At 63.8% G+C, this 24,328-nt stretch carries 24 protein-coding genes; 12 read left to right on the plus strand and 12 right to left on the minus strand.

The features are described from left to right. Positions 1 to 8: 8 nt before the first annotated feature. On the minus strand, positions 9 to 905 hold the full coding sequence (locus L0F51_RS19245; RefSeq protein WP_234630765.1) for a LysR substrate-binding domain-containing protein: 897 nt from the start codon (positions 903 to 905) through the stop codon (positions 9 to 11). 142 nt (positions 906 to 1,047) lie between these two features. Between L0F51_RS19245 and L0F51_RS19250 the strand changes: the two genes are divergently transcribed. From L0F51_RS19250 to L0F51_RS19300, 11 genes are all read left to right on the plus strand, one after another. Next, positions 1,048 to 1,722: an RraA family protein gene (locus L0F51_RS19250; RefSeq protein WP_234630766.1), complete on the plus strand. Its 675-nt coding sequence runs from the start codon at positions 1,048 to 1,050 to the stop codon at positions 1,720 to 1,722. 26 nt (positions 1,723 to 1,748) lie between these two features. Next, complete coding sequence (locus tag L0F51_RS19255; protein WP_164879665.1) at positions 1,749 to 2,705, plus strand: tripartite tricarboxylate transporter substrate binding protein; 957 nt, start codon at positions 1,749 to 1,751, stop codon at positions 2,703 to 2,705. 22 nt (positions 2,706 to 2,727) lie between these two features. Then, a complete protein-coding gene (locus tag L0F51_RS19260) occupies positions 2,728 to 3,189 on the plus strand; it encodes a tripartite tricarboxylate transporter TctB family protein (RefSeq protein ID WP_234630767.1) in 462 nt (153 codons plus the stop codon). A 26-nt stretch (positions 3,190 to 3,215) separates the two neighbouring features. Next, positions 3,216 to 4,712, plus strand: a complete 1,497-nt coding sequence (locus L0F51_RS19265; protein ID WP_234630768.1) for a tripartite tricarboxylate transporter permease — start codon at positions 3,216 to 3,218, stop codon at positions 4,710 to 4,712. A gap of 43 nt (positions 4,713 to 4,755) precedes the next feature. Continuing rightward, the gene (locus L0F51_RS19270; RefSeq protein ID WP_234630769.1) at positions 4,756 to 5,958 is read left to right on the plus strand and encodes a pyridoxal phosphate-dependent aminotransferase; all 1,203 of its coding nucleotides are present in this window, start codon (positions 4,756 to 4,758) and stop codon (positions 5,956 to 5,958) included. Positions 5,959 to 6,405: 447 nt separating this feature from the next. After that, complete coding sequence (locus L0F51_RS19275) at positions 6,406 to 7,137, plus strand: M15 family metallopeptidase (RefSeq protein ID WP_234630770.1); 732 nt, start codon at positions 6,406 to 6,408, stop codon at positions 7,135 to 7,137. A 224-nt stretch (positions 7,138 to 7,361) separates the two neighbouring features. Further along, on the plus strand, positions 7,362 to 8,183 hold the full coding sequence (locus tag L0F51_RS19280; protein ID WP_234630771.1) for a transporter substrate-binding domain-containing protein: 822 nt from the start codon (positions 7,362 to 7,364) through the stop codon (positions 8,181 to 8,183). 141 nt (positions 8,184 to 8,324) lie between these two features. Beyond that, positions 8,325 to 8,990 (plus strand): amino acid ABC transporter permease, encoded by a 666-nt coding sequence (locus L0F51_RS19285; RefSeq protein WP_234630772.1) that lies wholly within the window; start codon positions 8,325 to 8,327, stop codon positions 8,988 to 8,990. Next, entirely contained in the window at positions 8,990 to 9,649 is a 660-nt protein-coding gene (locus L0F51_RS19290; protein ID WP_234630773.1) for an amino acid ABC transporter permease, read from the plus strand. The genes L0F51_RS19285 and L0F51_RS19290 overlap by 1 nt, the downstream gene beginning before the upstream one ends. 10 nt (positions 9,650 to 9,659) lie before the next feature. Continuing rightward, positions 9,660 to 10,478, plus strand: a complete 819-nt coding sequence (locus tag L0F51_RS19295; protein WP_234630774.1) for an amino acid ABC transporter ATP-binding protein — start codon at positions 9,660 to 9,662, stop codon at positions 10,476 to 10,478. An 88-nt stretch (positions 10,479 to 10,566) separates the two neighbouring features. Continuing rightward, positions 10,567 to 11,157: a hypothetical protein gene (locus L0F51_RS19300; protein WP_234630775.1), complete on the plus strand. Its 591-nt coding sequence runs from the start codon at positions 10,567 to 10,569 to the stop codon at positions 11,155 to 11,157. Between the two features lie 13 nt (positions 11,158 to 11,170). On the opposite strand, the gene L0F51_RS19305 is transcribed toward L0F51_RS19300, so the two are convergent. Genes L0F51_RS19305 through L0F51_RS19335 form a run of 7 tightly spaced genes read right to left on the minus strand, consistent with a single transcriptional unit; the run spans position 11,171 to position 18,292 of the window. Beyond that, positions 11,171 to 12,238: a low specificity L-threonine aldolase gene (locus tag L0F51_RS19305; RefSeq protein WP_234630776.1), complete on the minus strand. Its 1,068-nt coding sequence runs from the start codon at positions 12,236 to 12,238 to the stop codon at positions 11,171 to 11,173. Continuing rightward, a complete protein-coding gene (locus L0F51_RS19310) occupies positions 12,235 to 13,452 on the minus strand; it encodes an aminotransferase class V-fold PLP-dependent enzyme (RefSeq protein ID WP_234630777.1) in 1,218 nt (405 codons plus the stop codon). Before L0F51_RS19310 ends, L0F51_RS19305 begins: the two co-directional genes overlap by 4 nt. Positions 13,453 to 13,459: 7 nt before the next feature. Continuing rightward, entirely contained in the window at positions 13,460 to 14,212 is a 753-nt protein-coding gene (locus L0F51_RS19315; protein WP_128293037.1) for an amino acid ABC transporter ATP-binding protein, read from the minus strand. A 2-nt stretch (positions 14,213 to 14,214) separates the two neighbouring features. Continuing rightward, positions 14,215 to 15,339, minus strand: coding sequence for an amino acid ABC transporter permease (locus L0F51_RS19320; RefSeq protein WP_234630778.1), 1,125 nt, complete (start codon positions 15,337 to 15,339; stop codon positions 14,215 to 14,217). A gap of 1 nt (position 15,340) precedes the next feature. Further along, complete coding sequence (locus L0F51_RS19325) at positions 15,341 to 16,525, minus strand: amino acid ABC transporter permease (RefSeq protein ID WP_234630779.1); 1,185 nt, start codon at positions 16,523 to 16,525, stop codon at positions 15,341 to 15,343. A gap of 43 nt (positions 16,526 to 16,568) precedes the next feature. After that, a complete protein-coding gene (locus L0F51_RS19330) occupies positions 16,569 to 17,597 on the minus strand; it encodes an amino acid ABC transporter substrate-binding protein (protein WP_370642456.1) in 1,029 nt (342 codons plus the stop codon). Next, positions 17,594 to 18,292 (minus strand): GntR family transcriptional regulator, encoded by a 699-nt coding sequence (locus L0F51_RS19335; protein WP_234630780.1) that lies wholly within the window; start codon positions 18,290 to 18,292, stop codon positions 17,594 to 17,596. Before L0F51_RS19335 ends, L0F51_RS19330 begins: the two co-directional genes overlap by 4 nt. 361 nt (positions 18,293 to 18,653) lie before the next feature. On the opposite strand from L0F51_RS19335, the gene ilvD reads away from it, so the two are divergent. Beyond that, entirely contained in the window at positions 18,654 to 20,489 is a 1,836-nt protein-coding gene (gene ilvD, locus L0F51_RS19340) for a dihydroxy-acid dehydratase (protein ID WP_234630781.1), read from the plus strand. Between the two features lie 75 nt (positions 20,490 to 20,564). Here the strand turns inward: ilvD and L0F51_RS19345 are convergent, their stop codons facing one another. Genes L0F51_RS19345 through L0F51_RS19360 form a run of 4 tightly spaced genes read right to left on the minus strand, consistent with a single transcriptional unit; the run spans position 20,565 to position 24,155 of the window. After that, entirely contained in the window at positions 20,565 to 21,434 is an 870-nt protein-coding gene (locus L0F51_RS19345; protein ID WP_234630782.1) for a metal ABC transporter permease, read from the minus strand. Further along, positions 21,431 to 22,339, minus strand: coding sequence for a metal ABC transporter permease (locus L0F51_RS19350; protein WP_234630783.1), 909 nt, complete (start codon positions 22,337 to 22,339; stop codon positions 21,431 to 21,433). The genes L0F51_RS19345 and L0F51_RS19350 overlap by 4 nt, the downstream gene beginning before the upstream one ends. Then, positions 22,336 to 23,241 carry a manganese/iron ABC transporter ATP-binding protein gene (locus tag L0F51_RS19355; RefSeq protein WP_370642463.1) on the minus strand — a complete coding sequence of 302 codons (906 nt, stop codon included), beginning with the start codon at positions 23,239 to 23,241 and terminating at the stop codon, positions 22,336 to 22,338. Before L0F51_RS19355 ends, L0F51_RS19350 begins: the two co-directional genes overlap by 4 nt. Beyond that, positions 23,241 to 24,155 (minus strand): metal ABC transporter substrate-binding protein, encoded by a 915-nt coding sequence (locus L0F51_RS19360; RefSeq protein ID WP_234630784.1) that lies wholly within the window; start codon positions 24,153 to 24,155, stop codon positions 23,241 to 23,243. The genes L0F51_RS19355 and L0F51_RS19360 overlap by 1 nt, the downstream gene beginning before the upstream one ends. Positions 24,156 to 24,328 lie beyond the last annotated feature (173 nt).

A 24,328-nucleotide genomic window follows, 5' to 3' on the forward strand; every position in this document is an offset into this window, starting at 1 on the left:
ATGCCGCCTCACAAGTTCCCGGGTGCATGGGTCTGGAGCGAACGGCGCAGCGTCTGCACGAATTCGATGGCGAGCTTCGAGCGGATGCGGTGCCTCGGCCATAGCGTCCAGACATTGAGATAGACCGGCGGCGTGAGCGGGCGTGCCACGACTGCATCGCCGAAAGCGAGCGGGGTGAACGGATCGACGATGGTGGTGCCGAGCCCGTTGGCGACGAAGGCGCAGGCGCTGTCGGAATGGCGTGTTTCGATCTGGTCGTGACGCCCGACGCCGAGATCTGAAAACATCTTTTCGATGGCGAGGCGCTCCGGATCGAAAGCGTCGAGCGAGATGAAGGGTTCGTTGCGCAGATCGTAGAGACGGATGCGCTCCGCCGAGGCGAGGCGATGACCGGCCGGAACCACGCAGACCCGTTCAAGGCGGTGGAGATGTTCCGTTTCGATCGCGGCATCGTCGGATTGCAGGATCGAGATGCCGACATCGATTTGCTGCGCCGCCGCGGCGAGAATCACCTGGCGCGACGCGGTTCCCTGCAGCGAGAGTTTCACGCCCCCGCGATCATGCAGAAAGCTCGACAGAACCCGCGGCAGATAGCGGGAGGCGAGCGCCGGAAAGGAGGCGATCGCCAGATGGCCCGCCACCCGATCGCGGATATTCGACGAAGCGCGCTTGATCTCGTCGATGCCGACAAAGACGCGCTCGGTGGTCTGATGCAGCTGGCGGGCTTCCGGTGTCGGCGTGATGCGCCCGGCGCTGCGGGTGAAGAGGGGATAGCCGCAGGAGGCTTCCAGGGCCGCGATCGTCTTCGTGACGCCCGGCTGTGAGATGTTGAGCGCCGCCGCAGCCCCGGTCATCGAACCGGCCTCGATCACCGCACGGAAGACCTCGATCTGCCGAAAGTTCATGAATGCATCCAATAACTACAGGTTATCGGAGCATGGCAAGACGATATTTGCAAGCTGCCCAAACACTATTTCAGGATGGAATTACGCTAATAATGAGGAGCAAAGACGCTCCCATGACGATGTGAGAGGCGATAACCGGAAAATGACGGAAAGCAGCTGGACCGAAGTGGAAATCCTAGAGCGCCTGCGCAGTGTCGAGTCGGGCGCGGTGACCGATGCCCTCGTGCGTCTCGGCCTGAGCGGCTGGATGGACGGCGTCCTCCCGCTCGGCGAGGCGAACCGGCTGGTCGGGCGGGCCCGCACCGTCAAATACGCTCCGAAGACCGGCGCGACCAAAGCCAAGACCAACATCTATTCCGCCATCCGCAGCACGCCTGAGGGACGTATTCTCGTGCTCGATACAGGTTGCGCCAACACCTGGATCCTGGGCGAGAACGTGGCTCATGCAGCCTTCTTCCAGGGGCTCGGCGGCATCGTTTCCGATTCTCTGGCGCGTGACGCGGCCCTCATCCGTGAAATGGATTTCCCGGTCTTCACGCGCGGTATCTCGGCCCGCCCCCCGGCCATCGTTCTCGTCGATGTCGACGTTCCGGTGGAATGTGCCGGCGCGCGCGTCTGCCCCGGTGATTATCTCGTCGCCGATGCCGACGGCGTCGTCGTCATTCCGCAGGATTTCATCGACGCCGTTCTCGTCGAGATCGCGGATATCGAGCAGCTCGAGCGCGATCAGGAAGCTGCGCTCGCCTCCCAGGCCCCGCTGGAAGTGATCGAAGATCTCCTCCGGCGCAAAAAGATCCGCAAAAGCGGTCGTCCATGAGCATATTCAAGAGGAAAGGAACTCTTATGCACCTCAAGTCCAGTCTGGCGGCTTTGGCCCTCGCGGCCTCCTCGCTCGCCATTTTCGCCTCTCCGTCCTATGCGGAATATCCTGAGAAGCCGGTCGAGATGATCGTGCCTTACGGCGCGGGCGGCAGCACCGACGTTCTCGCGCGTCTCATCGCCGAGTATGGCGAAAAGTATCTCGGCCAGCCGATGGTGGTCGTGAACCGGCCGGGCGCCGGCGGCCAGATCGGCTTTGCCGCGATCGCCAGCGCCAAGCCCGACGGCTACACGATCGGCTGGATCAATTCCGGCATTCTGACGAGCCCGATCGTGCGTCCTGATGTGACCTTCAACATCGACACCTTCGATTACGTCGCCAATATCGTGACCGATCCGGGTGTGCTCGCGGTGGCCGGCACCTCCGATTACGCCTCCCTCGAGGACTTCCTTGCGGCGGCGAAGGAAAAGACGCTCACCGTCAGCCACGAAGGCGTCGGCGGCGGCGATCATCTGGCGGTTCTGCAGCTGGAAAGTGAAGCCGACGTCGAATTCAATCTGGTTGCCTTCAACGGCGATGCCGAAGCCAAAGCCGCGCTTATGGGCGGCCATATCGATGCCATCGAAGGCAACGTCTCCGAGCAGGTGGAACTCGTCGAGGACGGTCAGCTGAAGCCGCTCGTCGTGTGGGATTCAAAGCGCAATGCGGATCTGCCGGATACCCCGACCGGCAAGGAACTCGGCTACAACATCGTCGCCTCTTCCTCGCGTGGCCTCGGCGCACCGAAGGGCATGGACGAGGATGCGCTCACCAAGCTGCGGGATGCGATGGTCAAGGTGACCGAAGATCCTGATTTTCAGGCCGACCTGAAGAAGCTCAACATGCCTCTCGACGTCCTGGTGGGTGACGATTATCGCGCCTTCATGCAGGAGCAGGACGAGGGCTATAAGAAGCTCTGGGCCGAAAGCCCGTGGCAGTAAGCTTCTGGCAATTTCAGGCGCAATGAAACGCGATACATGGATAGCGATCGCCGTCATGGCGATCGCAGCCTTCGCCGCCTGGGACGTCTACGGCCTCAAGCGGGGCGCGGCGCTCTTTCCTCTGTTGATGAGCGCTGCGCTCTTTCTGGGCGGTGCCGTTCTCTTCGTCTCGAGCCTGCGTCCGCGCAAGGTGACGGGCGAGGTTACAGAGGAAGGCTCTGAAACCGACGAAGCGCCGAAGCGCGTCTGGTTGCCGCTCGTGGAAGTGGTGGTCCTGACGGGAGTGTTCGCCGTCGCGATGCCGTGGATCGGCTTTTATCCGGCGACCTTTGTCTATCTCGCCGTCTTCTTCGCGCTTCGCTCGGAGTTGAGCCGACCGGTGGGACTAGCCGTGGCCGTTGCCATGACCGGGCTGATCTACGTCATCTTCTCGCTGCTTCTCGCGGTTCCGACGCCGGTCGGTCCGCTCGCCGCTTATTTTTAATCCCTGATCCCGACGGAACTGAGCGTATGGAAGCGATCCTCGCGGCAGCCGCCAATATTTTCGACCCTTCGACCCTGCTGGTCCTGGCGATCGGCACCGTGGTCGGGCTGTTCGTAGGCGCGTTGCCGGGCCTGTCCTCCACGATGGGCGTCGCGCTCTGCATTCCTATCACCTTCGGGATGGATCCGGCGAACGCGCTCGTGCTCCTTGGAGCGATCTATACGAGCTCGGTCTTCGGCGGTTCGATCACCGCCATTTTGTTGCGCACGCCCGGCACCGACGCCTCCATCGCCACGACCTTCGACGGTTATCCGATGGCCCAGCGCGGGGAGGGAGCGCAGGCGATCGGCATGGCGCTGGTGGCCTCCCTCATCGGCGGCGTATTCTCCGTCTGCGTCCTTCTCTTCGTGGCACCGCCGCTGTCGCGTCTGGCGCTCCTCTTCGGGCCGCAGGAATACGTCTATCTGACGATCTTCGGGATGATCTCGATCCTCGGCGTCTCGGGTGGCAATCCCACGAAAGCCTTCATCAGCGCCGCTTTGGGGCTGTTGCTGGCGACGGTCGGCTTCGATCTTTTCACCGGATATCCGCGGCTCACCTTCGGCCAGGACGAACTCTTCGAAGGCGTGCCGCTGCTTCCGGCCCTCATTGGCATCTTCTCCGTCTCGCAGGCGATCTCGCTGTGCACGGGCGAGGCCGATATCGGCGCCGGCAATATGATCAAGACGAAGGGCCGGACGCTGCCCGCCTGGTCGGTCATCCGGCGCTGCGGACGCACGCTCTTCAAATCCTCCCTCATCGGCTCCGCGATCGGCATTCTCCCGGGAGCCGGCACCAGCGTCGCCGCCTTCATCAGCTACGACGAGGCGCGCCGGCGCTCCAAGACGCCGGAAGCCTTCGGCAAGGGTGAAATCGAGGGCGTCGCGGCGCCCGAGGCAGCCAACAACGCCGTGACCGGCGGCTCGCTCGTGCCGGCGCTCACGCTCGGCATTCCGGGCAACGCCGTCACCGCGGTCTTCATCGGCGGATTGACCATCCATGGTCTCGTGCCGGGGCCGCGGCTTTTCACCGATCACGCAGAGATCGTCTACACCCTGATCTTGTCGCTCTTCCTGGCGAACCTCGCCTTCGCGGCCTTGGGCTTGTTCGCGGCGCCCTGGGTGGCGCGCGTCGTCAAGGTGCCGAGCGCCGTGCTCGGACCGACGATCATCGTCTTCAGCGTCATCGGCTCCTATGCGCTGCGCAACAGCCTCTTCGACGTCTGGCTGGTGCTCGGCTTCGGCGTCCTCGGCTATTTCATGGAGCGCTGGCGTATTCCCGGCGCGCCGCTCGTCATCGCGCTCGTGCTCGGTCCGATCCTGGAGACCAACCTTCGCCGTTCGCTGCAGATCTCCGGCGGCGACTGGATGATCTTTTTCACGAGCCCACTCTCCTACGCGATCATGGCGCTGATCGTCTTGACGCTCGCCTATCCGATCTTCGCGCGCAGACAGCAGAAAAAGCGCGAGCAGGCTGCAAGCTAGCCGTGCGCGCATCGCTCCTTCCTCAAGCATCCAGAGAGAATTCATGAACAAGATTTCTTCTCGTATGGCCGCTGTTCTGCCTTCGGCGAGCAGCGCCGCCTCCGCCCGTGCGCGTGAGCTCAAGGCGGCCGGCCGCGACATCATCAATCTGTCGGTGGGTGAGCCGGATTTCGATACGCCCGAGCATATCGTCCGCGCGGCGAGCGCGGCGATGGCCGCCGGCAAGACGCGTTACACGAATGTCGATGGCACGCCGGAGCTGAAGGCCGCCGTCATCCGCAAGTTCAAGGACGAGAACGGGCTCGATTTCGCGGCCAATCAGATCGTTGTCGGGACCGGCGCCAAGCAGGTGATCTTCAACGTGCTTCTGGCGACGCTCGATGCCGGTGACGAGGTCATCATCCCGGCGCCGCATTGGGTCTCTTATCCCGACATGGTCCGGATCGCAGAAGGCACGCCCGTCGTCGTCGAATGTCGGGCGGAAGACGGCTTCAAGCTGTCCGCCGAAACGCTAAAAGCCGCGATCACCGAAAAGACCCGCTGGCTCGTTCTCAACTCGCCCTGCAACCCGACCGGCGCGGTCTATGGCGAGGCCGATCTGCGAGCGCTCGCCGATGTGCTTCTGGACCATCCGCATGTCGGCGTTTTGAGCGACGACATCTACGAGCACATCGTTTTCGGCGAGACGTCGTTCCGTTCGATCGCTGCGGTGGAGCCGCGGCTTCTGGAGCGCACGGTCGCCGTCAACGGCGTTTCCAAGGCCTATTGCATGACCGGCTGGCGGCTCGGCTATGGCGGGGGCCCGGCCGAGGTGATGCGCGAAGTGCGCAAGCTGCAGTCGCAAAGCACCTCCTGCGCCTCTTCGATCAGTCAGGCTGGAGCGCTCGCGGCGCTCGAAGGCCCGCAAGATCATCTCGAGAGCCACCGCGCCGTCTATCGCCGGCGCCGCGACCTCGTTCTGCCGAAACTGGTCGAAGCCGGCCTCACCTGCGAGGCGCCCGACGGTGCGTTTTATATTCTCGCCGGATGCCAGAAATTCCTCGGCATGACCTCTGCGGCTGGCACGAAGATCGAGACCGATGCCGACTTCACCCGCGTCATCCTGGAAGAGGGTGAGGTGGCGATGGTTCCGGGCTCGGCCTTTGGGGCGCCTGGTTATGTGCGGCTGAGCTTTGCCGTTGACGACGACAGGCTGATGGAAGCAGCGAGCCGTATTGCCCGCACCTGCACAGCGCTTCGCGCCTGAAGCAAGGTCCTGCGAAGATGTCGGAGGGGCCTCTTTTCGTCCTCTCCGGTGTGCTAAGAGGTTGGCGCGGGTTGGTTCGTCGAGACGAGCGGTGTTGCCCCCACAGACGCCCTGTCCCGACATGGCCCGCGCCGACGCCGGGGCATTAGGTGGAGGGCTGCCTGCCTGCCTGCTTTCGCTTCCTCCGCGCCCTATTGCTGTCGACGAGCTGCCCAGATCGAGGCGCGAGCTCGCCAGGCCCGCTGGGCGGCACGCATTTACGTCACCTGCCTCCAGTGACTGGACAGGATCAGCGCGGGCTGATTAGTCTATACAAAAGAGCGCCGGCCGATCGGCGCTGCGTCTCGGCACCGACTGCTCTTGGGATGGCCGCCTGGATCGTCTTCGGCCGTTGCAGGCCTGTGCGGGAGACGGGCCGTGCCATGCACCTGACGGAGTGATTGTGAGATGTCCGAGAATACTGCCTTATATGCTGCGCTTGAGAACCAGTTCCTGACGTATGAAGAGCTCGCCGCCGTGCCCGTCGAGGACAATGGTGAGGCGATGGTCGCCATCGGAGATGGCTTTTCCGGGAAGGTCTTCATTACCGACAGGCGCATGACGGCCTATACCGGCGAAAACATCTACGTGCGGTCAGGCCTCGTGCCGATGTTGGAGCGGGCGCAGCAGGAGCTGAAGAGCATTCTGCCCGGCTGTTCTCTGGAGGTGGTTTACGGCTATCGCCATCTCGACATCCAGCATGCCAAATTCGAAGCGCATAAGGAACGTCTGCTCAAAGAGGATCCGACGCTCTCCGGAACCGCATTGAAGGAGGCGGTTCACCGCTTTTCTGCGGTACCCGAGGTGGCTGGCCATCCGACGGGCGGTGCGGTCGACGTCCGGATCAAGGATTCGAGCGTCGAAAAGCTGCCGATGGGTACCGAAGTCGCCGAATACGCGATGGACACCTATACGTTTTCGCCCTTCATCGCCAAGGAGGCTTGGCGCAACCGTCAGCTTCTCAGGTGTTGCATGCTGCGCGCCGGCTTCGCCCCCTTCGATGGTGAATGGTGGCATTTTTCGTTCGGCGATCGCGAATGGGCGAAATATTACAATCAGCCCAAGGCAATTTACTCGCAGCTTCGTTTCACATCGGAAGATGCGACGGGTGAGGCTCTTACGGGCGCTGCGGCGGCCTGACACGGAGCTGAATTTCCCCGGAATGGCCGCCCTCTGGGCGGCCATTGGCTTGTCTGAAAGAGATGCCCGCCTGATTTGGCTCTGACGGGGTGGACGGGACGTCGCATGGTGAACGAGTCGCCTGTTTTTTGGGCGTAGGTTTGCACACCATTCGCGCTTGACCGACCAACGTCATCTAAATTGTATAGACAATATAAAAGCCAATTCAGCCTTGGGGAAGATTGATGTTCCGCTCGTTAGCCTCGGCAGGCATTTCTGCTCTGCTCTTCGCCTTCACGGCCGTGGGTGCGGCCAATGCTCAAGACGCTCTGGAGAGAGCCAAGGCAGCCGGTGTGTTGCAAGTGGCGACGGAAGAGCAGTTTCCGCCCTATGACTTCATCAAAGGCGGCGAGCATGTTGGCTACAACGTCGATATCTTTGCCGAGCTTGGCAAGGAACTCGGCCTTGAGATCGCTTATACCGACCTGCCTTGGTCGAGCGTGCTGCCGGGGCTCGAAGCGGGCAAATATGACGTCGTCGCCGGTCCCGCCGCCATCACGGCCGAGCGGCAGAAGCGCTTTCGCTTTCTCATCCCGATCGATCAGAGCCAGACCTCGATCATGAAGCGGAAGGGCACGGAAAAGATCATGAAGTCCGCCGATATCGCGGGCCTGACGATCGGCGCCCAGCGCGCGGCCAATCCGATGACCGACCTCAAGGCTTATGCCGAAACGCTCGATCCGGCGCCGACGATTAAAGAATATGTCGACTACAGCCAGGCCTACGCTGACCTCGCGGCCGGGCGTCTCGACGGTGTCGCCAACGGCTCTACGAACGTCCTTTATACCGCCGCGCAGCGTCCGGGCGTCTTCGAAGTCGTGCTGCCGGGCTTTGGCGAACTTCACTACTCAAGTTTCCTCGGACGCAAGGATGAGGATTCCAAGACACTTCTCGACGCGCTCGATGAGGCGCTGCTGACGATCGAGAAGGACGGCCGCATGGCGACAATACAGACGAAATGGTTTGGTCAGCCGGTCGAGCTCCCGACGGAAGTCCCGACCCCGTAACGGCCTGAAGGGACGCTTCGGTGCGAACTGCCGCGGCTCGCTGGCAAATGGCCGTGGGCCGCAGGCGCGCTGGAGCGAGGGAGGCTGCAGTGACTTCAGGCTTTTCCCTCGTCCGACCTTTCAGCCGACCCGGATCCGCTCATGCCTGATTTCGTGCCGCCGATCGTGGTTGAGGCGTTGCCGGTGCTTATCCGGGGCGCCGAAGCGACGATTTTCTACGCCGCCGGGTCTGTCGCGATCGGCTTCGTCATTGCCGTCGGCGTGTGCGCGATGCGGCTATCGAAGTCGCCGCTTCTGTTTGCTGCCGGCACCTTTTATGTCAGCCTCCTGCGCGGCATCCCGCTTCTCGTTCAGCTCCTCATCTCCTATTACTGCCTGCCGCTTGTCGGAGTGAACATTTCGCCGATGCTGTCGGCGCTTCTGACACTTGCGGTGTGCACCGCAGCCTATATGGCGGAGATCCTGCGCGGCGGCTTTCTCGGCATTTCACCGGGCCAGGTGGAGGCCGCCCAGATGGCAGGCCTCAGGGGCTGGCAGATCCTTCTCTATATCGAAGTGCCGCAGGCCGTGCGCCTGACTCTGCCCTCGCTCCTCAATGAAGTCGTCAACATGGTGAAAGCGTCGTCGCTCATCTCCGTCGTTGGCGTGCTCGATCTGACTCGCGCGGCGCAGAACGTCGCCTCCAGCACCTACCAACCGTTGCCCGTCTATCTGATGGCCGGTGCCATGTATTTCGTCATCACCTTTTCGGTGGCGCGGCTCGGCGGTGTGTTGGAGCGTCGGCTGAGCCTGCAGGGGCGACGCTGATGTTCGACTTTTCCGTCCTCACTGATCATGCAGTCGAAATACGCAACGGCATTGTTCTGACGCTCGAACTGTGGGTTGCCGGCTCGGTGATGGGCTTCGTGCTCGGTCTCACTCTCGCGGTCCTTCAGGTCTATGCCGGCCGCCCTGCCTATCGGCTCGTCGCCGCCTATGTCGCCATCTTCCGCGGCACGCCGTTCCTCATACAGCTCTTCCTGCTCTATTACGGCGGCCCGTCGATCGGCCTCATGCTGAGCCCGATCCAGGCCGGGGCGATCGGGCTCACGCTTTACGGCAGTGCCCAGTTCGTCGAGATCTTTCGGGCGGGCTTCCAGTCCGTGCCGCATGGCCAGATCGAGGCCGCGCGCATGTCGGGGCTCTCGCATCTCCAGATCGTCCAGCACATTCAATTGCCGCAGATGATGCTGATCATCCTGCCCTCGATCGTGAACCTCCTCGTCATCCTGACCAAGGAGACGGCGCTTCTCTCAGTCATCTCGATCCCGGACGTGACGGCGGTTCTGCAAGGCATCGGCTCATCGACCTACGCCTTCAGCGAGACATTGTTCGCGCTCGCTGCCTTCTACTGGATCCTCCTGGAATGCGTGACCACGCTCGGACGTTGGGCGGAACGTCGGGCGGGGCGCTATCTGGCGCGATGAAAGGAACCTCATGACACGCGACACGGCCCCATCCGCCGGCACACCGATCATCAAGGTCTCGGGTCTCACGAAGAAGTTTGGTGAGCTTGAGGTGTTGAAGGGCGTGTCCCTGGCGCTCCGGCGTTCCGAGGTGACCTGCATCATCGGCCCCTCCGGATCGGGAAAGAGCACGCTGTTGCGCTGCATGGCTTTCCTTGAAAGCTACGATTGCGGCCGGGTGGAAATCGAAGGGCGCCTTCTAGGCTATGTCGAAAAGGGGGAGAAACGCCTTCCGGCGAACAACCGCCAGATCGCCGAGGTGCGCAGGAATGTCGGCTTCGTGTTCCAGCATTTCAATCTGTGGCCGCATATGACGGCGCTGCAGAATGTGGCGAAGCCTTTGACGCTTGCAGCCGGCCTCGGCCGCAAGGAGGCGCGCGAGCGCGCGGCGGCGGCGCTGGAAAAGGTCGGGCTCGGCGCGAAGCTCGACGAATATCCCGCCCAGCTCTCCGGCGGCCAGCAACAGCGCGTCGGCATCGCCCGCACGCTCGCCAAGGAGCCGCACATCATCCTCTTCGACGAGCCGACCTCGGCGCTCGACCCGGAGATTGTCGGCGAGGTTCTGCAGGTGATGCGCGATCTCGCAGACGAAGGCATGACCATGGCCGTGGTCACGCACGAAATGGGCTTTGCCGCGCAGGTTGCCGACCGCATTGCTTTCATAGACGAGGGTGTGATCGCGGCCGAAGGCCCGCCGCGTGAGGTTCTGCTGAGCCAGGACAATCCGCGCCTCATGCGCTTCTTGAAGAATTTCTTCGACCGCAACGTCTTCTGGGACCAGCCTGCGTAGATCCTCCCTCCCATGGCGACGCTACGACCGAGTGAGGCCGCGACACGCGCGTGCTATGCCTGCCGTCAGAGATGGAGGTTTGATGCACATGCACGATCTTGCGAAGAGGCCGAGCCTGCGGCTGGCAGGCCGGTTCGCGCTCGCGGCTCTGGCGCTCGCCGGACTGATCGGCACCGCGCAGGCGCAATCGGCGGAGGCGACGGTGGAATTCTTGCTGGCCGGTGTGCGGCCGGGCGGCGAGGCGAAGCGTGTTGTCGATGAGGATGAGGCGGTGCGCACCGTCACGCCGACGACCAAGGAAGGCGTCTGGCGCTTCCAATACACACGCTCCTTTGGGCCCGACAAGACCTATGAGATGTCGCTCGATTACGAGCTCAAACAGGTCACGGCCTGCCGCTACGACCTTAAGATTCGCGGCAACGGCACGGTCGTGACGATGAAATACGATTTTTCCGGCGCGCACGATCTTGAGGTCCGCCATGACGAGAACCCGACGCCGCCGGGAATGATCTCGATCGATGTCGTCGGCGCGGATGTGGAGCGCTGCGAGCCGCAGAAGGGCCATGCCTGCGAACATTTCGACGGCAACCGCTTCGGATATGTCGCGGCGAGCGAAGACGAAATCCGCCAGGCATTCGCCCATTTCCAGGAGAATTACTGCCCGAAAAGCCCGTTCTGAGCGCCTCTTGCGCTCAGCCGAGCATCGTCCGCACGATCTCCCCAAACGCCTGGCCGGCGCGCTCGACACCGTCGCGCGTCACGTCGAGATGCGTGACGACGCGCATGCGGCGCGGACCTTCGACGCCGATGCGGATTCCACGCTCCTTCAGCCATGCCGCGATGTCGCCGGCATCGAGCCTCTCATCGAGCTCCAGAAACAGGATATTGGTGACGACATTCTCCGGGGAGAGGGTCACGCCATCGAGGCCGCGCACGATGTCGGCGAAGAGCCTTGCATTGGCATGGTCTTCGGCGAGGCGATCGACATTGTGGTCGAGGGCGTAGAGCCCGGCCGCGGCGAGGATTCCGGACTGGCGCATGGCGCCGCCGAGCCGGTGCTTCCAATGCCAGGCTTCGGCGATGAAGTCTTTCGAGCCGGCGAGGACGCCGCCCACCGGACAACCGAGGCCTTTGGACAGATCGATCCAGGCGCTGTCGAAGCCGGCGGTGAAAGCCTTCGCAGGCGTGTTGGCGGCGACGACGGCGTTGAAGAGGCGCGCGCCATCCATATGCACGGCAAGCGAATGCTCGCGGGCGAGCGCGACGATGGCGGCAAGCTCGTCGACGGACCAGACCGCACCGCCGCCACGGTTTGTCGTCTGTTCGACCGCGACAACCCGGCTGCGCGGACGGCGCATCCGCGGCGCGCGAATATGCGCCGCCACGGCGGCCGCATCGAAGATGCCGTTCGGCGTGGCGATGGTGTGGAATTGCGCGCCAGCAAGCGCGGAAGCGCCGGCCCCTTCAGAGCCGAAGACATGGGCGTTCTCGGCTGCGATGATCTCGTCGCCCGGCCGGCAATGGACGAGGAAGGCGATCTGGTTGCACATCGTCCCCGATGGCAGAAAGAGCGCGTCGTCCATGCCGAGAAGGTCGGCGATCCGTTCGCAAAGCTGAAGAACCGTCGGATCCTCGCCGCGCTGCTCGTCTCCCGTTTCAGCCGCCATCATCCGGGCAAGCATGTCGCGGCTCGGGCGGGTGGACGTGTCGGAGACGAGGTCGATGGCGATCGCGGATGTCGCGGAGGTCGCAGAAGTCATTGTCTGGCTTTGCTCAAATGGTGCTGGAGGCGGTCGAACAGGCGCGCGACGTCCTCCTCGTTGTTGTAGAAATGCGCAGCGGCGCGCAGATGCCCGTCTTTCGCGGCAACGCGGATACCTTCCGCGGCAAGTTCCGTCTCCATCGCGTCGGCGGAAACGCCCCCGAGATCGAGGCTGACGATCCCGGCGCGTTCATGCCAGGGCCGGGGCGTGCGCACTTCGACGCCGATGCGGTCGGCCCCCTCAATGACGAGGTCGGTGAGCGTGTGCACCCGCTCTTCGATCGCGTGGAGGCCGATGGCGGCGATGAATTCCGCCGAACGGCGCTGAATGGCGAGCCCGAGAAAGTTCGGATTGCCATATTCGAAGCGATGCGCATCCGGCGCGTAGGCCGGATCGGCGACCGTGCGGTCGAGCGTGTCGAAAGAGTATTTCGCGGCAAAGGGAGGCTGGAAACGTTTGAGCGCCCGCGGCGCCACATACATGAGCCCGGCACCGGTGACGCTCATCTGCGCCTTGTGACCGCCGGCGGCGACGACATCCGCACCGAAATCGTCGAGCCGTCGGTCGAGGACGCCGAGCCCCTGGATCGCATCGACGACGAAGAGGATGTCCTGCGCCCGGCAGAATGCCGACAAGGCGTCGAGGTCGGCGCGCTGGCCGAGACCGTAGGCCACCCACGCGACCGAAAGGATGCGGGTGCGTGCATCGACGGCGGCCGTGAGGGCTTCCGTCGTCACCATGCCGGAGGGGTCGGCCGGGACGACGCGCACCTCGATGCCGCGATGGGCAAGCGGGCGCCAGGGAAAGGTGTTGTTCTCGTGTTCCGCCTCGGAGATGACGAGATTGTCGCCGTCGCGCCAGTCGAAGCCCTGCGCCACGATATTGATCGCTTCGGAGGTGTTTTTGACGAGTGCGATCGTCTCGGGGGCGGCCCCGAAGGTCGCTGCGACCTGGCGACGGGTCGCCTCCACACCGTCCATGGAAAAGGAATGGCGGCCGGCCTCGGAGGAGGCGATGTCGGCGAACCATTCATACGCAGCCTCTTCCGCCAAAGCCGGCAGCAGGGCTTTGCGGGCGATGTCGAGGTAGGCGATCTTCTCCGTCGCCGGGAAGAGCCCACGGATTTTCCGCCAGTTCGGCGTGCCGTCGGCAAGAAGAAGGGGCGAGGGGTGTTCGCCGACGAGGCCGGCTTCGGCATTCGGATCGTTCATTGAAGTCCTAGGTCGCGTGGGAGATCTGGCCGAGGAAACCGCGAGCGCGGTCGGTGGCGGGGGCGGAGAAAAAGGTCTCTGGCGGGGCCGCTTCGACGATTTCGCCTTGATCCATGAAGACGACGAGATCGGAGACGCGACGGGCAAAACCCATCTCGTGCGTGACGACGATCATCGACTGACCGGATTGTGCGAGCTCCTCCATGACGTCGAGAACCTCGTGCACCATTTCAGGGTCGAGCGCCGATGTCGGCTCGTCGAAGAGCATCACTTCCGGCTCCAGCATGAGAGCGCGGGCGATCGCCACGCGCTGACGCTGGCCGCCGGAAAGCTGGCCGGGATATTTCCACGTCTGCGAGGTCAGCTGGACGCGCTCGAGCAGCCCCTTGGCTCGCTCGGTCGCCGCATCTTCCGGCTCGCCGCGCGCATAGATCGCGCCGAGCGTGAGATTGTCCATGATGGAGAGGTGGGGAAAGAGATTGAAGTTCTGGAACACCATGCCGGTGTGCCGGCGCACCTCTGCGAGCCGTTCCGGTGTGCCGTCGAGCGTCGAGCCGCAAACGGTGAGCGTGCCTTCCTGAAAACTCTCAAGCCCGTTGATGCAGCGGATCAGCGTCGATTTGCCGGAGCCCGACGGTCCGCACAGGACGATGCGCTCGCCGCTCGCGAGCCCAATCGAGACATCGCGCAGCACGTGGTGCTTGCCGAACCATTTGTTGACCGCCTGCATGGTGACGACCAGGTTTTTTTGAGCCGTCATCGTTAGCGTTCCACCTTGCGGCCGCGCCGGGCGTTGGCCTGTTCCAGGGACCGGCCGTAAAGCGACATGCCGGAGCAGATGAGGAAGTAGAGCAGGAAGACGAAGAGATAGCCTTCGAGCCCGTAGCGTACCCAGTTCGGATCTTGCAGGGCGGCCTTGGTCGCGCCGAGCACGTCGAAGAGGCCGAGGATGGAGAAGAAGGTCGTGTTCTTGAAGGCGCGGATGATGTCGTTGAAGAGTGCCGGAATGGAGATCGCGAGCGCCTGCGGCAGCACGATCTTGCGCATGCGCTGCCAGTAGCGGAGGCCCAGCGCCTTGGCGGCTTCCTCCTGTCCGTCCGGCAGGGCCTGCAGGCCGCCGCGGACAACCTCTGCGGCATAGGCCGCGAAGAAGATGATCATGCCAATCTCTGCCCGCACGAGCTTATCGACATTGAGCTGGTCGGGCAGAAAAAGTGGCAGGATGAGCGCGGCGAAGAACAGGACGACGAGAAGCGGGATCCCACGCACGCATTCGATGGTGGCGACCGACAGGAAGCGGATCGCGGGCAGCTGCGAGCGGCGTCCGAGTGCGAGCAGGATGGCAAGCGGCAGTCCGCCGGCGACGGTGCCGCCGAAGATCAGGAAGGTGAGGGGAAGCCCACCCCAGAGATCCGTTCCGACATGCGGCATGCCGAAGATGCCGCCCTGCAGGAGTGCGATCGTGGCTATGAAGACGACGAGCCAGCCGAGAAGGCGCAGCGACACGGCGAAGAGGTTGGTCGCCGTCAAGACGCCCCAGACGAGCCAAAGGGCGATGATGACGCCGCCCCGCCATTGCTCCGCGTACGGGAAGGCGCCGAAGAGCATGACACGATATTTTTCGGCAATCACCGCCCAGCAGGCCCCGGCCGCATCGCGGCAGGCGGCGCCCTCCGGCGCGTACCAGACGGCGTCCCAGATGGCCCAGCGGAAGAGGCCGGTGAGCGCCCAGACGGTGATCGCGGCAAGCACGACCGTCACGACGCTCATCAAGGGCGATGCGAAATAGCGCTTGTGCAGGCGGGCGAGAAAACCCGTGCTGCCCAGGGGCGGCAGACGCGCCGGCGCGCCGCCGATCTTTGCGTAGGAGGCTGGTGCTTCCGTCATCTCAGCGCTCCGGGATCTGTACGAAGCCGTTGACGAAGTTCGCGACCGCGCCGATCGCCAGCGACAAGGCGAGATAGACGGCCGCCATGATGCACAGGACCTCGATGGTGCGGCCGGAATAGGTGAGCATGGTGTTGGAGACGGAGAAGAGATCCGGGTAGCCGACGGCCACGCCGAGCGAGGAGTTCTTCAAGAGGCTCACATATTGCGCCGCGAGCGGCGGGATGATGACGCGCAGCGCCTGTGGCGCGACCACGCGGCGATAAAGGTCGATGCGGGTGAGGCCGATGGCGTTGGCCGCCTCGATCTGTCCGGAATCGACGCTGAGGAGACCGCCGCGGACGATCTCGGCGATGAACGCGGCGATATAGAAGGAGAGGCCGAAATAGATGGCGAGGAATTCCGGCGACAGCGTTATGCCGCCGGCGAAATTGAAGCCTTTCAGTTCCGGGATCGACCAGGCGAGCGGCATCCCGAAGGCGAGCCAGACGAGGAGCGCAGGCACGAAGATGGTGGCGAGAAGGACCGGCTTTGCGGACTTCCATTTCTGCCCGGTGCGCCGGCGGCGACGGTCGGCGAGATGCGCCACCCGCCAGGCAAGAGCGCAGCCGGCGAGGAAGGCTGCCGCGACCGCGGTGAATGCCGTCATGTTCTCCGGCGCCGGGATGGTGAGCCCCCGGTTGGAGGCAAAGACGAAGTCGAAGAAGGACCAGGACAGGCGTGCGGCCGGAAACAGCGTGAAGAAGGTGTACCAGAAGACGATCTGGACGAGCTGCGGCGTGTTGCGGAAGGCGTAGACATAGGCACGCGCAAGGCTGCTTGCGAGCGCGTTCGGCGAAAGCCGTGCGAAGCCGACGATCGCGCCGATGACGCTGGCCGTGAGGATGCTGACGGCCGACAGCAACACCGTGTTGCCGAGGCCGACGGCGAAGGCCTTCAGATAGGTGTCACCCGAAGTGAAGCTGAAGAAGGCTTCGCCGAGTGCGAACTGCGTCTCGTCGAAGAGAAAGCCGAGACCAGAGGTCATGCCACGGTCGATCAGCGCCTGGCGCGCGTTGAGCACGAGCCAGATGCCGAGGGCGGCAAGCGCCGCGAGAAGCAGCGCCTGCCAGGCGATGGCGCGAGAGCGCGGCTGGCGCCAGAAAGGCACCGCGCTCTCTCCAGTTGTCGAGGGAATGTGGGTCATGACCTCGGTCGCATCGATCTCACAAGCGATCTCACACGTGAGCTCACAGGGGCGGCGAGTAGATGAGGCCGCCGTCGGTGTAGAGGGCGTTGAGGCCGCGATCGAGCTTCAAGGGAGAGCCCTTGCCGACGTTGCGGTCAAAGACTTCGCCGTAATTGCCGACCTGCTTGATGACGTTGTAGGCCCAGTCCGGCTCAAGGCCGAGCCCGTCGCCTCCGGCCTTGTCGACGCCCAACAGCCTGCGCACGGCCGCGTCGTCGCTGCTTTCCTTCATCTCATCGACGTTTTCGGAGGTGACGCCACTCTCTTCGGCCTGGAAGAGCGTGAAGACGGTCCACTGCACGATGTCGCGCCATTGCGGATCGTCCTGCCGCACGACCGGTCCCATCGGGTCCTTGCCGAAGAGCTCGGGCAGGATGACGTAATCGTCCGGATTGGGGGCGACGGCAGCACGCGTTGAGGAGAGGCCGGAGGAGGACTGCACGGCAACGTCGCAGCGTCCGCCGAAGAAGGCCGTGTTGATCTCCTTCTGATCCTCGATCACCACGAGCTGCAGGGAGATGCCGTACTTCTTCTGGATGTCGGAGACGACGCGCTCGGAGGTGGAGCCAGGGCGCACGCACACGCTCGCTCCGTCGAGTTCGGGAACGCTGGTGACGCCGAGTTCCTTCGGCACCATCAGGCCCTGGCCGTCATAGAAAGTCGGCGAGACGAAATCGAGGCCGAGATCGGTGTCACGGCCGCGCGTCCAGGTGGTGTTGGCGACGGTGACGTCGACTTCGCCGGTTTGGAGGGCGGTGAGACGCGTCTGATTGTTGGTCTTGAGGAGCTTGACCTTGCTCGCATCGCCGAGGGTGGCGGCGGCGATGGCGCGGCAGGTGTCGACGTCGAGACCCTGCCAGGCGCCCTGGCTGTCGACGGAGGAAAAGCCCGGCCGGCTGCCGTTGACGGCGCACGTGACGACGCCGTTGGCCTTCACGTCGTCGAGGGTGCCGGCGATGGCCGGCGTCTGAAGGCCGGCGGCGGAGATGGCGCCGACGAGAAGCCCGCCGGCAAATAGGTGCTTCATCATATGTTCTCTGTGCCTCTTGTCTTGTCTTTGGTTGTGTCTGTTCCGGGTGCCCGATCGAGCTCCAGGCGGATCTCGAGGCCACGCTTCAGATGTCTGCGCATCAGTTCGGCGGCTTCCTCGGGCTGGCGGTTCACGATCGCTTCGAAGATCGTGATGTGCTCGACCAGGATTTCCTGGACGAGAGCGTGTGCGAAGTACCGCGGCAGGTGGAATGCCAGGCGGAATCGCATGCGCATCAGGCGCACCATCTCGGCAAGAGGGGCGCTGGCGGAAGACTGGATGAGCGCGTCGTGGAAGTCGGTGCCGACGTCGTCGATCTCGCGCGAGGTGAAGGCGGAGGGATCGCGCGCCATGATGCGCATCTTTTTTCCGCATGAGGTCAAAGCGAGGCTCGGCCCGCGCTCGGCCGCCCGGCGTGTGGCGAGACATTCGAGCGCCTCGCGCAGCTCGTAGATGTCGCTGATGTCGGCCGCCGAGAGTTTGCGGATGAAGGTTCCGCGCGCCGGCTTCACCTCCACGACGCCTTCCTGCTCGAGCTGGCGCAACGCGTCGCGCACCGGCATACGGCCGATCCCGAGCTGCTGGGCGAGCTTACGCTCCGACAAAGGGTGATCCGCCTCGAAGCTGCCCCCGAAGATCAAATCGACGAGGCGGCTATAGGCGCGATCACGCTCGAACTCGAAGGAAACTGCCATGAGCTTCAGACTGGCTGACTGGTATACCAGTTGCAAGCCTAAAAATTCGGCGCGGTGCAATTCTGGTCTGAATGCGTGCGAGCTTGTGGAATTCGCTGCGCGGCGAGGTGCACGAAGATGACGGGCAGGGGCGCCTGTTCGTGCGAATGCGGCGCGAGCGACCGAGTGGGGCCGCAAGCCTCTATGCTGCCCCGAGTTTGTCCTTTTGCGCTCAGGGCGTTGCCGAGCCGGGCGGGGACGCTTATTAGCTGGACCGGTCCGCCTTTCGCGGATCCGTGCCGTGGCGCGACGGGCCGATCCGGCCTTGCCCATTGTTGTCGTGCCACCGGCCTCACAAGGCCAGAAGGAATACCAAAAACCAATGCCCTCTTATCGCTCACGCACAACCACCCATGGACGAAACATGGCCGGCGCGCGCGGCCTCTGGCGCGCCACCGGCATGAAGGACAACGATTTTGGCAAGCCGATTATTGCCGTCGTGAATTCCTTCACGCAGTTCGTACCGGGCCATGTGCACCTCAAAGATCTCGGCCAGCTCGTGGCCCGCGAGATCGAGGCGGCGGGGGGCGTTGCCAAGGAATTCAACACGATCGCCGTCGATGACGGCATCGCCATGGGCCATGACGGCATGCTCTATTCGCTGCCGTCGCGCGAGCTTATCGCCGATGCCGTGGAATATATGGTCAATGCGCATTGCGCCGATGCGATGGTGTGCATCTCCAATTGCGACAAGATCACCCCCGGCATGCTGATGGCGTCGATGCGCCTCAACGTTCCGACCGTCTTCGTCTCTGGCGGCCCGATGGAAGCCGGCAAGGTGGTGCTCGACGGCAAGTCGCAATCGCTTGATTTGATCGACGCGATGGTGGCGGCGGCCGACGACCGCGTCAGCGAAGAGGATGTGCAGGTCATCGAGCGCTCCGCTTGCCCGACCTGCGGGTCGTGCTCGGGTATGTTCACGGCCAACTCCATGAACTGCCTGACGGAAGCCCTGGGCCTGTCCCTGCCCGGCAACGGTACGACACTTGCGACCCATGCCGATCGCCGCCGGCTCTTCGTCGAGGCGGGGCATCTGATCGTCGACCTCGCGCAGCGCTGCTACGAGCAGGACGACGAGAGCGTCCTGCCGCGCAACATCGCCACCAAGGCGTCGTTCGAGAACGCCATGGCGCTCGACATCGCCATGGGCGGTTCCACCAACACCGTCCTGCACATCCTGGCGGCCGCCCAGGAAGGCGAGGTCGACTTCACCATGGACGACATCGACCGCCTGTCGCGGCATGTGCCGGTCCTGTGCAAGGTGGCGCCCGCCAAGAACGACGTGCATGTCGAAGACGTCCACCGCGCTGGCGGCATCATGGCGATCCTGAGCGAGCTTGACCGGGCGGGGCTGATCAACCGCGACGTGGCGACCGTCCATGCGGAGACGCTCGGCGATGCGATCGAGCGCTGGGATGTGCGGCGTGCAGCCTCAGAAACCGTCACGGAATTCTACCGTGCCGCGCCCGGTGGCGTGCCGAGCCAGGAAGCCTTCAGTCAGGACAATCGCTGGAAGGAGCTCGACCTAGACCGAGAGGCGGGCGTCATCCGCGATGCCGAGCATCCCTTCTCCAAGGATGGCGGTCTTGCCGTCTTGAAGGGCAACATCGCGCTCAACGGCTGCATTGTGAAGACGGCGGGTGTTGACGAATCGATCCTGAAATTCTCAGGCCCGGCGCGGGTCTTCGAAAGCCAGGACGAGAGCGTGCATGCGATCCTGTCGAACAAGGTTGCCGCCGGCGATGTCGTGGTCATCCGCTACGAGGGACCGCGCGGCGGACCCGGCATGCAGGAGATGCTCTATCCGACGAGCTATCTGAAGTCGAAAGGCCTCGGCAAAGCCTGCGCGCTGGTCACCGACGGGCGTTTTTCCGGCGGTACGTCGGGCCTGTCGATCGGCCATGCCTCGCCCGAAGCTGCGGAGGGCGGCGCGATCGGCCTCGTGCGCGACGGTGATACGATCGAGATCGACATTCCGAACCGCACCATCAATCTGATGGTGGACGATGCGGAGCTCGCAAGCCGGCGCGCCGAGCAGGACAAGGCGGGCTGGAAGCCGGCAAAGCCGCGCAAGCGCCAGGTGACGACGGCGCTCAAGGCCTATGCAGCGTTGACGACGAGCGCCGACAAGGGCGCCGTGCGCCGCATTCCTGAATGAGCTAACATTTTCGGGCGGCTCTTGCGCTTCGCGATGGGGCGCTGGCGCCGCCCGAATTCGTTCGGGTCCTGCCGATCAGGCGGGATTGTGCGGCTCGGTGCGGGTGCTGGCGCTCGCGCTGTGCAATCGCGACGACAACGTCGTCGCTAGAAAAACCACGACGAAACAGGCGGCGAGCAGGAGCACGATCGTCGGCGCCGGGGCGCTGTCGATGAAGAAGCTCGCATAGACGCCGAGGAATGCGGAGACGACCGACAGCGACACAGCCACCAGCATCATCGGCCCGAAACGGCGCGTGACGAGGAAGGCGATGGCGCCGGGCGCGATCAAAAGCGCGATCGTCAGAATGATGCCTGTTGCTTTGAGCGCGCCGACGATCGTCAAGGACAGGATGGCGAGAAGCCCGTAATGCATGAGCCCCACGGGGAGCCCGATGGCGCGGGCATGCTGCGGATCGAAGGCGTGCAGGAGAAGGTCGCGCCATTTGGCGGCGATGATGGCGACGGTGAGAAGAGCGATCGCCGCGCTCTGCCACAGATCGAAGGGCAGCACGCCCAGAATGTTGCCGAACAGAATATGGTCGAGATGCACCTCGCTCTGGATCTTCGTGTAGAGGACGAGGCCGAAGCCGAACATGCCGGAAAACACGATGCCCATGATCGTGTCCTGCTTGATGCGGGAATTCTGGCTGAGATAGCCGGTGGCGATGGCGCAAGTCATGCCGGCGGCGAAGGCGCCGACGACGAGCGGCAGGCCGGCGAGATAGGCGAGCACGACGCCCGGAAAAATGGCATGCGAGATGGCGTCGCCCATCAGCGACCAGCCCTTGAGCACCAGAAAACACGACAACAGCGCCGAGGGGACCGCGACGAGAACCGCAATCAGCATCGCCTCGCGCATGAAGGGCAGGGCGAAGGGTAGGACGGCGAGATCGAGCGCGTTCATGCCGGGTCTCCCGGCTGCAGTTCCGCCAGAGCATGCGGCTCGCACGTCTCGGCATCTTCCCGGAGCGCCTCGCGAGCCCGGCGCTTTGCAGCGAGAAGCCCGTGCTTGGGCGCCACGACGAAGGCGATGAGGAAGATCAGCGTCTGCAGAACGATGATGATGCCGCCGGTGGCGCCGTTCAAAAAATAGCTCGCATAGGCGCCGACGAAACTCGTCGTGGCCCCGATCGCGACGCTGAGTGCGATGAGGCGGGGGAAGCGGTCGGTCAGAAGATAGGCCGTGGCGCCCGGCGTCACCACCATGGCGATGACCAGGAAGGCGCCGACTGTCTGCAGCGCAGCGACGGTGGAAGCGCTCAGCAGCGTGAAGAAGACGAGCCGCATCAGTCCCGGATTGATGCCGATCGAGCGGGCATGGTTCTCGTCGAAGAACACCACCATCAGATCCTTCCATTTGGTGATGAGGATGGTGAGCGACACCGCGGCGATGATGACGAGCTGCATCGTGTCGGCGGGCGTGATCGCCAGAATGTTGCCGAGCACGATCGTCTGGATGTCGACGGAAGCCGGCGACAGCGACACCATGAAGAGGCCGAGCCCGAAGAAGGACGTGAAGATGAGGCCGATGATGGCGTCTTCGCGCAGCTTGGTGCGGTGATTGAGGAAGAGCATGGCGCCGGCCGCGAGCCCGCCGGAGAGAAAGGCGCCGAAGGAGAAGGGCAGGCCCAGCATATAGGCGCCGGCGACGCCCGGAACAATGGAATGGGAGAGCGCGTCGCCGATGAGCGACCAGCCCTTCAACATGAGATAGGCGGAGAGGAAGGCGCAGGTGGCGCCGACGAGCGCGCTCACCCACATGGCATTGACCATGTACTGATAGGCGAAGGGTTCCAGAAGCTGGCTCATGGCCGCTCCGCATCCTTCGTCGGCGGCGAGGCCTCGTCGCGCTCGCCATAGACGAGGAAGGGTTTCTCGTCGTCGGAGATCATCCCGATCGGTCGGCCCTGATCGGTGGCGGCGAGATCGAAATGGCGCAGGACGCCGCCAAAAGTGCGTTCCAGATTGGCGCGCGTGAAGATCTCGCCCGTCGGCCCGGAGGCGAGCACTGTGCCTTTGACGAGGACGGCCCGATCGCAGAATTCCGGCACCGAACCGAGATCATGGGTGGAGACGAGCATCACCCGTCCCTCCGTGCGCAGATCGCGCAGGAGCGCGATGATGGCGTCCTCCGTCTTGACGTCGACGCCCGTAAACGGCTCGTCGAGGAGGATGACGCGCCCGTCCTGAGCGAGCGCGCGGGCGAGGAAGACCCGCTTCTTCTGGCCGCCGGATAGTTCGCCGATCTGGCGCTTGCGGAAATCGCTCATGCCGACGCGCGCAAGCGCGGACGCAACCGCGTCGTGATCGGCGCGCTTCGGCCGGCGCAGAAAATTCATGCGTCCGTAGCGGCCCATCATGACGACGTCTTCGACGAGAACGGGAAAATTCCAGTCCACCTCTTCGCTCTGCGGCACATAGGCGACGAGGTTCTTTTTCAGTGCCGCCTCGACGCTGCCGCCAAGCACGGAAATCGAGCCGCCGGCGACCGGCACGAAGCCCATGATCGCCTTGAAGAGGGTGGATTTTCCGCTGCCATTGACGCCGACGAGGGCTGTGATGGTGCCGGTCGGGATCTCGAAGCTCGCGTCGCGCAAGGCGGTGTGGCCGTTGCGATAGGTGACGGTGGCATGGCGGACAGCGATGCCCGAAGGGTCGTCCGGCGCCGGCGCGGGGTCTGGGCGCGGATTGAGCGGGTCGGACGACATCATCATGGGACGAGGCACTTTGCGATCGTGTCGGAGGTGACGCGCAGAAGGTCGAGATAGGTCGGCACCGGCCCGTTCTCGTCGCTCAAGGAATCGACGTAGAGCACGCCGCCATAGGTGGCACCGGTCTCGCGCGCGACCTGCTCGGCCGGCTTGGCGGAGACGGTGCTTTCGCTGAAGATGCAGGCGATGTCGTGCTCATTGATGGCGTCGATGACGGCGCGCACCTGCTGCGGCGTGCCCTGCTGGTCGGCGTTGATCGGCCAGAGATAGAGTTCTTTGAGGCCGAAATCGCGAGCGAGATAGCTGAACGCGCCCTCGCTGGTGACGAGCCAGCGCTTGTCGTCGGGAATTTTTTCAAGCTCGGCCTGGATCGGCGCGATCACCGCCTGGATCTTCTCTTTGTAGGCCGCGGCATTCGCTTCGTAGGTCGCGGCATTGTCCGGATCTGCGGCCACGAAGGCGTCGCGGATATTGTCGACATAGACGAGGGCGCTCGTCGGCGACATCCAGGCATGCGGGTTTGGCTTGCCGTTATAGGGCCCCTGCGAAATGCTCATCGGCTCCACGCCGTCGGAGACGACGACGTTGGTGACGTCGCCGAGATTGGCGAGGAAGCGTTCAAACCAGAGTTCCAGATTGAGCCCGTTGCGCAGAACGAGGTCGGCATCGCGCCCGCGCAGAAGATCGCGCGGTGTCGGCTGATAATTATGGATCTCCGCGCCGGGCTTGGTGATCGATTGAACCTCCGCTGCATCGCCAGCGACGTTCTGCGCCATGTCGGCGATGATCGTGAAGGTGGTGACGGCCTTCAGCTCTGCCGCCGCGGGGGCAGCAGGAAGCGCCCCGGCCAGAAAGATGGCGAGGGCGCCTGGCACGGCAAGCAATCGAGATCCCTTCACGAGGGCGTCCTCCATCAATAGGCGCTCTGGCCGCCGAAGCGGCTCTGCCGCCGGATAGCTCTTGTCCCACGGCCGCTCTGATTTGTAAATGAAATTGCAAATCATTTGCAAATATATGATGCTTTGGGCAAAGGTTCGGTCCTGTGCCTCGACGGGCGCGACCGGATCCAGATTGCCGGCGCACGACT

The sequence above is a fragment of the Afifella sp. H1R genome (genome assembly GCF_021462425.1).
Lineage (GTDB): Bacteria > Pseudomonadota > Alphaproteobacteria > Rhizobiales > Afifellaceae > Afifella > Afifella aestuarii.

Bases quoted from the DNA above. Each gene is read 5' to 3' on its own strand.
- L0F51_RS19245 (WP_234630765.1), bottom strand. From the start codon at position 905: ATGAACTTTCGGCAGATCGAGGTCTTCCGTGCGGTGATCGAGGCCGGT.
- L0F51_RS19250 (WP_234630766.1), top strand. From the start codon at position 1,048: ATGACGGAAAGCAGCTGGACCGAAGTGGAAATCCTAGAGCGCCTGCGC.
- L0F51_RS19255 (WP_164879665.1), top strand. From the start codon at position 1,749: ATGCACCTCAAGTCCAGTCTGGCGGCTTTGGCCCTCGCGGCCTCCTCG.
- L0F51_RS19260 (WP_234630767.1), top strand. From the start codon at position 2,728: ATGAAACGCGATACATGGATAGCGATCGCCGTCATGGCGATCGCAGCC.
- L0F51_RS19265 (WP_234630768.1), top strand. From the start codon at position 3,216: ATGGAAGCGATCCTCGCGGCAGCCGCCAATATTTTCGACCCTTCGACC.
- L0F51_RS19270 (WP_234630769.1), top strand. From the start codon at position 4,756: ATGAACAAGATTTCTTCTCGTATGGCCGCTGTTCTGCCTTCGGCGAGC.
- L0F51_RS19275 (WP_234630770.1), top strand. From the start codon at position 6,406: ATGTCCGAGAATACTGCCTTATATGCTGCGCTTGAGAACCAGTTCCTG.
- L0F51_RS19280 (WP_234630771.1), top strand. From the start codon at position 7,362: ATGTTCCGCTCGTTAGCCTCGGCAGGCATTTCTGCTCTGCTCTTCGCC.
- L0F51_RS19285 (WP_234630772.1), top strand. From the start codon at position 8,325: ATGCCTGATTTCGTGCCGCCGATCGTGGTTGAGGCGTTGCCGGTGCTT.
- L0F51_RS19290 (WP_234630773.1), top strand. From the start codon at position 8,990: ATGTTCGACTTTTCCGTCCTCACTGATCATGCAGTCGAAATACGCAAC.
- L0F51_RS19295 (WP_234630774.1), top strand. From the start codon at position 9,660: ATGACACGCGACACGGCCCCATCCGCCGGCACACCGATCATCAAGGTC.
- L0F51_RS19300 (WP_234630775.1), top strand. From the start codon at position 10,567: ATGCACGATCTTGCGAAGAGGCCGAGCCTGCGGCTGGCAGGCCGGTTC.
- L0F51_RS19305 (WP_234630776.1), bottom strand. From the start codon at position 12,238: ATGACTTCTGCGACCTCCGCGACATCCGCGATCGCCATCGACCTCGTC.
- L0F51_RS19310 (WP_234630777.1), bottom strand. From the start codon at position 13,452: ATGAACGATCCGAATGCCGAAGCCGGCCTCGTCGGCGAACACCCCTCG.
- L0F51_RS19315 (WP_128293037.1), bottom strand. From the start codon at position 14,212: ATGACGGCTCAAAAAAACCTGGTCGTCACCATGCAGGCGGTCAACAAA.
- L0F51_RS19320 (WP_234630778.1), bottom strand. From the start codon at position 15,339: ATGACGGAAGCACCAGCCTCCTACGCAAAGATCGGCGGCGCGCCGGCG.
- L0F51_RS19325 (WP_234630779.1), bottom strand. From the start codon at position 16,525: ATGACCCACATTCCCTCGACAACTGGAGAGAGCGCGGTGCCTTTCTGG.
- L0F51_RS19330 (WP_370642456.1), bottom strand. From the start codon at position 17,597: ATGATGAAGCACCTATTTGCCGGCGGGCTTCTCGTCGGCGCCATCTCC.
- L0F51_RS19335 (WP_234630780.1), bottom strand. From the start codon at position 18,292: ATGGCAGTTTCCTTCGAGTTCGAGCGTGATCGCGCCTATAGCCGCCTC.
- ilvD (WP_234630781.1), top strand. From the start codon at position 18,654: ATGCCCTCTTATCGCTCACGCACAACCACCCATGGACGAAACATGGCC.
- L0F51_RS19345 (WP_234630782.1), bottom strand. From the start codon at position 21,434: ATGAACGCGCTCGATCTCGCCGTCCTACCCTTCGCCCTGCCCTTCATG.
- L0F51_RS19350 (WP_234630783.1), bottom strand. From the start codon at position 22,339: ATGAGCCAGCTTCTGGAACCCTTCGCCTATCAGTACATGGTCAATGCC.
- L0F51_RS19355 (WP_370642463.1), bottom strand. From the start codon at position 23,241: ATGATGTCGTCCGACCCGCTCAATCCGCGCCCAGACCCCGCGCCGGCG.
- L0F51_RS19360 (WP_234630784.1), bottom strand. From the start codon at position 24,155: ATGGAGGACGCCCTCGTGAAGGGATCTCGATTGCTTGCCGTGCCAGGC.